General features: G+C 63.1%; 7 protein-coding genes. 6 read left to right on the top strand and 1 reads right to left on the bottom strand.

Translation table 11 applies throughout. The features are described 5' to 3' along the window. Positions 1 to 251: 251 nt before the first annotated feature. A complete protein-coding gene (locus tag IB241_RS21895; RefSeq protein ID WP_012721908.1) occupies positions 252 to 866 on the top strand; it encodes a trimeric intracellular cation channel family protein in 615 nt (204 codons plus the stop codon). Here IB241_RS21895 and queG read toward each other — a convergent pair. After that, on the bottom strand, positions 863 to 1,930 hold the full coding sequence (queG, locus tag IB241_RS21890; RefSeq protein WP_192300281.1) for a tRNA epoxyqueuosine(34) reductase QueG: 1,068 nt from the start codon (positions 1,928 to 1,930) through the stop codon (positions 863 to 865). The two genes, IB241_RS21895 and queG, sit on opposite strands and share 4 nt — an antisense overlap. Positions 1,931 to 1,993: 63 nt before the next feature. Between queG and IB241_RS21885 the strand changes: the two genes are divergently transcribed. The 5 genes from IB241_RS21885 to miaA are packed head-to-tail and all read left to right on the top strand — an operon-like array spanning position 1,994 to position 7,633. Continuing rightward, positions 1,994 to 2,854 (top strand): NAD(P)H-hydrate dehydratase, encoded by an 861-nt coding sequence (locus IB241_RS21885; RefSeq protein ID WP_192300280.1) that lies wholly within the window; start codon positions 1,994 to 1,996, stop codon positions 2,852 to 2,854. Continuing rightward, complete coding sequence (gene tsaE, locus IB241_RS21880) at positions 2,842 to 3,312, top strand: tRNA (adenosine(37)-N6)-threonylcarbamoyltransferase complex ATPase subunit type 1 TsaE (RefSeq protein ID WP_192300279.1); 471 nt, start codon at positions 2,842 to 2,844, stop codon at positions 3,310 to 3,312. The genes IB241_RS21885 and tsaE overlap by 13 nt, the downstream gene beginning before the upstream one ends. Positions 3,313 to 3,327: 15 nt before the next feature. Beyond that, positions 3,328 to 4,749 (top strand): N-acetylmuramoyl-L-alanine amidase, encoded by a 1,422-nt coding sequence (locus tag IB241_RS21875; RefSeq protein ID WP_192300278.1) that lies wholly within the window; start codon positions 3,328 to 3,330, stop codon positions 4,747 to 4,749. After that, on the top strand, positions 4,749 to 6,662 hold the full coding sequence (mutL, locus tag IB241_RS21870; RefSeq protein ID WP_370694879.1) for a DNA mismatch repair endonuclease MutL: 1,914 nt from the start codon (positions 4,749 to 4,751) through the stop codon (positions 6,660 to 6,662). The genes IB241_RS21875 and mutL overlap by 1 nt, the downstream gene beginning before the upstream one ends. Next, a complete protein-coding gene (gene miaA, locus IB241_RS21865) occupies positions 6,662 to 7,633 on the top strand; it encodes a tRNA (adenosine(37)-N6)-dimethylallyltransferase MiaA (protein ID WP_192300277.1) in 972 nt (323 codons plus the stop codon). The genes mutL and miaA overlap by 1 nt, the downstream gene beginning before the upstream one ends. The last annotated feature ends 39 nt before the right edge of the window (positions 7,634 to 7,672 follow it).

Here is a 7,672-nt window from a genome sequence, read left to right as displayed (position 1 = left end):
TGTACCTGTGTGACTATCCCCTAGGGAGGCTTGGACGAGGCATGGGCCGCGTCCAAGCCTAAAATGTGTAAACGATGTCCCCGGTTTCAGATGTAAAGGATGTCTACGGTTCTACACCCGCGCTGGGGCGCGAAGCGCCCCGAATGCAGCCTACATACTCGTCCAAGCAGGTATCATTGCCTGCTTTGGGGCCGCTGCGCGCCCCAGCGCGGGGCAAGCCCGCTCACTACAACATCGCAAGGATCGCCACCATGCTGCTGATGCTCTACCTCATCGCCATCACCGCCGAAGCCATGACTGGCGCCCTGTCCGCCGGGCGGCGCGGTATGGACTGGTTTGGTGTGGTGCTGATCGCTTGCGTGACGGCGCTGGGCGGCGGTTCGGTGCGTGACGTGCTGCTGGGGCATTACCCGCTGACCTGGGTCAAACACCCGGAATACCTGGTGCTGACCTCGGTGGCGGCGCTGGTGACGATCTTTATCGCGCCGTTGATGCGCCATCTGCGCTCGCTGTTCCTGGCGCTGGATGCCGTGGGGTTGGTGGCGTTCACCTTGATCGGTTGCATGACCGCCCTGGAAATGGGGCATGGCATGCTGGTGGCGTCGGTCAGTGGCGTGATCACCGGCGTGTTCGGCGGCATCCTGCGGGACATTTTCTGCAACGACATCCCGCTGATCTTTCGACGTGAGCTGTACGCCAGCGTGTCGTTCCTCGCCGCCTGGTTCTACCTGCTGTGTCTGTATCTGGAGCTGCCCAGCGAACAGGCGATTCTGCTGACTTTGTTCAGCGGCTTTCTCTTACGCCTGCTGGCGATCCGTTTTCACTGGGAAATGCCCAAGTTCGTCTATAACGACGACGTCCACTAGCCGCGCGTGGCGTGCTGCTTCAGCGCCCATTCCACATGCTCGCGCACCAGCTCTGAGGGGGAGTCCCGCCGTGCCTTCAAGGCTTCCAGCACGGGGATGCTCGATGGCGCATTGCCCAGGCCCACCGCCAGGTTGCGCAGCCAGCGCTCGTACCCGGCGCGACGCAGGGGTGAACCTTCGGTGCTGCTGAGGAATTTGTCCTCGTCCCACATAAACAGCTCGGCCAACTCGGCATTGTCCAGGTTGTGGCGAGGCTTGAAATCGCTTTCGTCGGTGGCTCGGGCGAAACGATTCCACGGGCACACGATCTGACAGTCATCGCAGCCAAATACCCGGTTGCCGATCAGCGGGCGCAGCTCTTCCGGGATCGCGTTCTTCAGTTCGATGGTCAGGTAGGAAATGCAGCGCCGGGCATCCAGCACATAGGGGCCGACGAAGGCATTGGTGGGACAGATGTCCAGGCACGCCGTGCAACGCCCGCAGTGTTCGGTGCCATGGGGCTCGTCCACCGGCAGCGGCAGGTCGACAAACAGCTCGCTGAGGAAGAAGTAACTGCCGGCCTTGCGGTTGAGCACCAGGGTGTTCTTGCCGATCCAGCCCAGGCCGGCCTGTTCGGCGATGGCTTTTTCCAGCACCGGCGCGCTGTCGACGAAGGCGCGGAAACCGAACGGCCCGATCTGCGCCTGGATGCGGTCGGCCAGTTGTTGCACGCGCTTGCGGATCAGCTTGTGGTAGTCGCGGCCGAGGGCGTAGCGCGAGATGTAGGCTTTTTCCGGCTTGGCCAGTAGTTGCGCCATTTGGGTGTCGCCGGGCAGGTAGTCCATGCGCAGCGAGACCACGCGCAGCGTGCCGGGCACCAGTTCATCGGGATGGGAGCGTTTGCTGCCGTGGGCGCCCATGTAGTCCATCTCGCCGTGGTAGCCGGCGTCGAGCCAGCGTTGCAGGTGCTGTTCATGCTCGGCGAGGTCCAGGCCGCTGATGCCGACTTGTTGAAAGCCCAGTTCGCGACCCCAGTCTTTGATCGATTGGGCGAGGGCGGGCAGATCGGAGGTAATCGCGGGCATGAGACAGGGGAAACCACAGGTTAGATGCGTATAATTCTGCCAGACATCGGAGCCCGAAGACGCATGCCGCAGACAAAACACTCAATTAACGACGTTCAGCCCCTGTTGCCTGGCGATTTACCGCAACTGGCTGCGCGTTCCCCGGACGCCCACAAAGGCCGGTTCGGCCACCTGCTGGTGATTGGCGGTGACCGTGGCTTGGGCGGGGCTGCGCTGCTCAGCGCGGAAAGTGCCTTGCGCAGTGGCGCAGGCCTGGTCTCCCTGGCGACGCGCCCGGAGCACGTGCCTGCCGCCTTGGCCCGTTTGCCGGAAGTGATGACGGTCGGCGTGAGCTCGGCCAACCAGTTGATGGGCTTGCTGGAGAAAATTTCGGTCATCGTGGTTGGTCCAGGCCTTGGCGATGCCGCCTGGGGCAAAAGCCTGTTGTCCGTCGCTGCCAATGCGCACCAGCCACAGGTCTGGGACGCCGACGCCTTGAACCAACTGGCCACGGGCAGCGTCAACTTGCCGGCCAACAGTGTCATCACCCCGCATCCGGGTGAGGCTGCGCGGTTGTTGGGCCTGTCGACAGCCGAGGTTCAGGCTGATCGTCTTAAGGTGGCGCGCGCGTTGAGCCGGAAATTCAATGCAGTGGCTATTCTCAAGGGGGCTGGCAGTTTGATTGCCAGCCCGGATGGACGTGTTTCGCGTTGTGACCAAGGCCATCCGGCAATGGCCACGGCAGGCTTGGGTGATGTATTGGCCGGTCTCGTCGGAGCATTGCTGGTCCAGGGCATGCCAGCCTATGACGCCAGCTGCCTGGCTGTGTGGTTGCACGCCACGGCGGGGGATCGCCAGGGCAGCTTTGGTCGCGGCCTGGCGGCCAGTGACCTGATACCTGCCATTCGTCAATTGCTGGAGGAACAGTCACCGTGTCTGAAGTAATCCTATTCCTGGCCGATGAAGACGCCATGGTCGCGTTCGGTCAGCGCATCGCGCAGGTCACGGCCGGTGCGGGGCTGATCTTTCTCGAGGGCGACCTGGGGGCGGGCAAGACCACGTTGTCCCGGGGAATCATTCGCGGCTTGGGCCATGCGGGCGCGGTAAAAAGCCCGACGTTCACCCTGGTAGAGCCTTACGAGATTGGCGCCGTGCGTGCCTTTCACTTCGACCTCTACCGTTTGGTCGACCCCGAGGAGCTGGAGTACATGGGGATCCGGGATTACTTCGATGAAGATGCGTTGTGCCTGATCGAGTGGCCAGATAAAGGCACAGGCTTTTTGCCAAAGCCGGACCTGACCATTACCATTACGCCGCATGAAACAGGACGTCAGTTGAAGTTGTTGCCCCAGAGCGCGCGCGGCCAGTCGTGGTGCGCCGCTTTGGCATTGGAATTCAAATAATTGGTGGGGTTAGGTATGCGCTTTCGCGCGTTGGTTGCTGTCGTAGGGGTGTTGCTTGCGGCAATGACTGTCAATGTTCTGGCTGCTTCACAGGTGAAAAGTGTGCGCCTGTGGCGAGCGCCGGATAACACGCGACTGGTGTTCGACCTGTCTGGCCCGGTCCAGCACAGTGTCTTTACCTTGTCGGCGCCGGATCGACTGGTGATCGACATCAACGGTGCGACCTTGGCTGCGCCGCTGAAAGTCTCCACCGCCAACACCCCGATTACGTCCATGCGTTCGGCCCAACGTACGCCGACTGACTTGCGCGTGGTCATCGACCTGAAAAAAGCCGTGACCCCGAAGAGCTTTGTGCTGGCGCCCAACGCCCAGTACGGCAACCGGCTGGTGGTCGACCTGTTCGACAACGCCGCCGACGCCAACCCGCCACCGGCACCTACCCCGAGCGTGGCGACCGTGCCCGCCGTACCGGTCAGCCCGGCGCAACCGCAGGTCAAGTTGCCACCGTTGCCACCGGCCCCGGCGGGCAAGCGCGACATTATCGTGGTGATCGACGCCGGTCACGGTGGCGAAGACCCGGGTGCCTCGGGTTCCCGTGGGCAGCATGAAAAAGACGTGGTGCTGGCCATCGCCCGCGAACTGCAGCGTCAGGTCAATGCCATGAAAGGCTACCGCGCCGAGCTGACGCGTACTGGCGACTACTTCATCCCGTTGCGCGGGCGTACCGAGATCGCGCGCAAGAAAGGCGCCGACCTGTTCGTCTCGATCCACGCCGACGCCGCGCCGTCCACTGCCGCATTCGGTGCTTCGGTGTTTGCCTTGTCGGATCGCGGCGCCACGTCCGAGACCGCCCGTTGGCTGGCCGACAGCGAAAACCGTTCCGACTTGATCGGTGGGGCCGGCAACGTGTCCCTCGATGACAAGGACAAAATGCTCGCTGGCGTGTTGCTCGACCTGTCGATGACCGCCTCGCTCACCTCCAGCCTGAACGTCGGCCAGAAAGTCCTGAGCAATATCGGCCGGGTCACGTCGCTGCACAAACAACGCGTGGAGCAGGCCGGGTTCATGGTGCTGAAGTCGCCGGACATCCCGTCGATCCTGGTGGAAACCGGGTTTATCTCCAACGCCAACGAAGCCTCGAAGCTGGCCAGCGCCAGTCACCAGCAGGCCTTGGCGCGTTCGATCAGTGCCGGTATTCGTCAGTTCTTCCAGCAGAATCCTCCGCCGGGCACCTATATCGCCTGGCTGCGCGACTCCGGCAAAATCGCCCAGGGCCCGCGTGACCATCGCGTGCAGCCGGGCGACACCCTGGCCATGCTGGCCGTGCGTTTCCAGGTCTCGGCCGCGACGTTGCGCAGCGCCAATAGCCTGAAGACCGATGAATTGAAAGTCGGCCAGGTGTTGACCATCCCTGGCACCGAATTGGCGGCACAGTAATGAGTGAATCAGCGTTGAACAACGGCTCGCGTATCGAGCTGCTCAGCCCGCGCCTGGCCAACCAGATTGCCGCCGGTGAGGTGGTTGAGCGCCCGGCATCGGTGATCAAGGAGCTGCTGGAAAACAGCATCGACTCCGGCGCCAAGCGCATCGACGTGGACGTGGAGCAGGGCGGCGTCAAACTGCTGCGGGTGCGGGATGACGGCAGCGGCATCTCCTCCGATGACCTGCCGCTGGCCCTGGCCCGTCACGCCACCAGCAAGATCCGCGACCTGGAAGACCTTGAGCGGGTGATGAGCCTGGGCTTTCGGGGTGAGGCGCTGGCGTCCATCAGCTCCGTGGCGCGCCTGACCCTGACCTCGCGCACCCGCGCCGCCGAACAGGCCTGGCAAGTGGAAACCGAGGGCCGCGACATGGCGCCCCGGGTCCAGCCGGCGGCGCATCCGGTGGGCACTTCGGTGGAAGTGCGCGACCTGTTCTTCAATACCCCGGCGCGGCGCAAATTCCTCAAGGCCGAGAAAACCGAATTCGATCACCTGCAAGAAGTCATCAAGCGCCTGGCCCTGGCGCGGTTCGACGTGGCGTTTCACCTGCGCCACAACGGCAAGACCATCCTCAGCCTGCACGAGGCCCATGACGAGGCAGCGCGTGCGCGCCGTGTCTCGGCGATTTGTGGTGCGGGCTTTCTGGAGCAGGCGCTGCCGATTGAAATCGAACGCAACGGCTTGCGCCTGTGGGGCTGGGTCGGTTTGCCGACCTTTTCCCGCAGTCAGGCGGACTTGCAGTACTTCTTTGTAAACGGTCGCGCCGTGCGCGACAAACTGGTGGCCCACGCGGTGCGCCAGGCCTACCGCGATGTGCTGTTCAACGGGCGGCATCCGACGTTTGTGCTTTTTTTTGAGGTCGACCCGTCGGTGGTGGACGTCAACGTGCACCCGACCAAGCACGAAGTCCGTTTCCGTGATGGGCGCATGGTGCACGACTTCCTTTATGGCACTTTGCACCGCACCTTGGGCGATGTGCGTCCGGATGATCAGCTGTCCGCGCCGATCGTGACCGCGGTGGTACGCCCGAGCGGTCCGCAGGCCGGTGAGTTCGGGCCTCAGGGCGAAATGAGCCTGGCGGGCAACCTGCTGCAATCGACGCCGCCACAGCCGTCCTTTGCTGCACCGGGTTCCGGCGCAGGTGCCGGCTATCAGTATCAATACACTCCGCGTCCGCAATCGGCAGTGCCGGTAGCCGAAGCGCAGGCGGCGTATCGCGAGTTCTTCGCGCCGCTGCCGGGCGCCGAGCCCGGTGCCGTGGCTCTGCCGGAAGGTGGCGGTGATATTCCGCCGTTGGGTTACGCGTTGGCGCAGCTCAAGGGCATCTATATCCTCGCGGAAAACGCCCACGGCCTGGTGCTGGTGGACATGCACGCCGCCCACGAGCGGATCATGTACGAGCGCCTCAAGATCGCCATGGCCAGCGAGGGTCTCAGCGGCCAGCCGCTGCTGGTGCCGGAATCCCTGGCGGTCAGCCAGCGCGAAGCCGACTGTGCCGAAGAGCATGCCGGGGTGTTCCAGAAGCTCGGCTTTGAGTTGCAGCGCCTGGGCCCGGAAACCCTGGCCATCCGCCAGATTCCCGCGCTGCTCAAGCAGGCCGAAGCCAACCGCCTGGTCGCCGACGTGCTTGCCGACCTGATGGAATACGGCACCAGCGACCGCGTCCAGGCGCATATCAACGAACTGCTCGGCACCATGGCCTGCCACGGTGCGATCCGCGCCAACCGCCGCCTGGCGCTGCCGGAAATGAACGGCCTGCTGCGTGACATGGAAAACACCGAGCGCAGCGGGCAGTGCAACCATGGCCGACCGACCTGGACCCAGATGGGCCTGGACGATCTGGACAAACTGTTCTTGCGCGGTCGCTGATGAGTGCCCTGCCCCCCGCGATCTTCCTGATGGGCCCCACGGCTGCCGGCAAGACTGACCTGGCCATCGAGCTGACCAAGGTGCTGCCGTGCGAGCTGATCAGCGTCGACTCTGCCCTGGTTTACCGGGACATGGACATCGGCACGGCTAAACCTTCCAAAGAGCTGCTGGCGCAGTATCCGCACAAGCTGATCGACATTATTGACCCGTCCCAGAGCTATTCGGCGGCGGATTTCCGTACCGATGCCCTGGCCGCCATGGCCGAGATCACCGCGCGCGGCAATATTCCGCTGCTGGTCGGGGGCACGATGCTCTACTACAAGGCTTTGCAGGAAGGCCTGGCGCAGATGCCACCGGCCGATCCCCAGGTGCGCGCCGAGCTGGAAGAAGAGGCTGCACGCCTTGGGTGGCAAGCCTTGCACGACCAGTTGGCGGCTGTAGACCCGGTGTCCGCCGCGCGTATTCACCCCAATGATCCCCAACGGCTCAGTCGCGCCCTGGAAGTCTGGCGTGTCAGCGGCCAGACCATGACCTGGCATCGGCAGCGACAATCTGCGCAAAGTGCTGATGCAGGCGCATCTGGACAGTCACAATTGCCCTATACTGTGGCGAATCTGGCCATCGCTCCGGCAAATCGCCAGGTGCTGCATGAACGAATTGCACAAAGATTCACAATTATGTTGGAACAGGGGTTTATAGACGAGGTCGTAGCACTGCGTTCCAGAGGTGACCTGCATCCAGGGTTGCCTTCGATACGTGCTGTAGGCTACCGCCAAGTCTGGGATCATCTGGATGGCAAGCTGACGTCAGCCGAAATGCAGGAGCGCGGCATCATCGCCACGCGCCAATTGGCGAAACGCCAGTTCACCTGGTTGCGCAGCTGGAGCGATTTGCACTGGCTGGACAGCCTGGACAGCGACAATCTGTCACGCGCCTTGAAATACTTGGGAACGGTCTCCATATTGAGCTGAGTCCTTGCAATTGCCGTCTATCCTTGGGGGTGTGACGGC

This window comes from Pseudomonas sp. PDM05 (assembly GCF_014851685.1).
Taxonomy (GTDB): Bacteria; Pseudomonadota; Gammaproteobacteria; order Pseudomonadales; family Pseudomonadaceae; genus Aquipseudomonas.
Note: the sequence above shows the minus strand (reverse complement) of the source record. Positions and strands in the feature narration are given on the sequence as shown.

Excerpts from the sequence above, each read along its gene's own strand:
- miaA (WP_192300277.1), top strand. The coding sequence starts at position 6,662 with ATGAGTGCCCTGCCCCCCGCGATCTTCCTGATGGGCCCCACGGCTGCC.
- IB241_RS21885 (WP_192300280.1), top strand. The coding sequence starts at position 1,994 with ATGCCGCAGACAAAACACTCAATTAACGACGTTCAGCCCCTGTTGCCT.
- IB241_RS21875 (WP_192300278.1), top strand. The coding sequence starts at position 3,328 with ATGCGCTTTCGCGCGTTGGTTGCTGTCGTAGGGGTGTTGCTTGCGGCA.
- IB241_RS21895 (WP_012721908.1), top strand. The coding sequence starts at position 252 with ATGCTGCTGATGCTCTACCTCATCGCCATCACCGCCGAAGCCATGACT.
- queG (WP_192300281.1), bottom strand. The coding sequence starts at position 1,930 with ATGCCCGCGATTACCTCCGATCTGCCCGCCCTCGCCCAATCGATCAAA.
- mutL (WP_370694879.1), top strand. The coding sequence starts at position 4,749 with ATGAGTGAATCAGCGTTGAACAACGGCTCGCGTATCGAGCTGCTCAGC.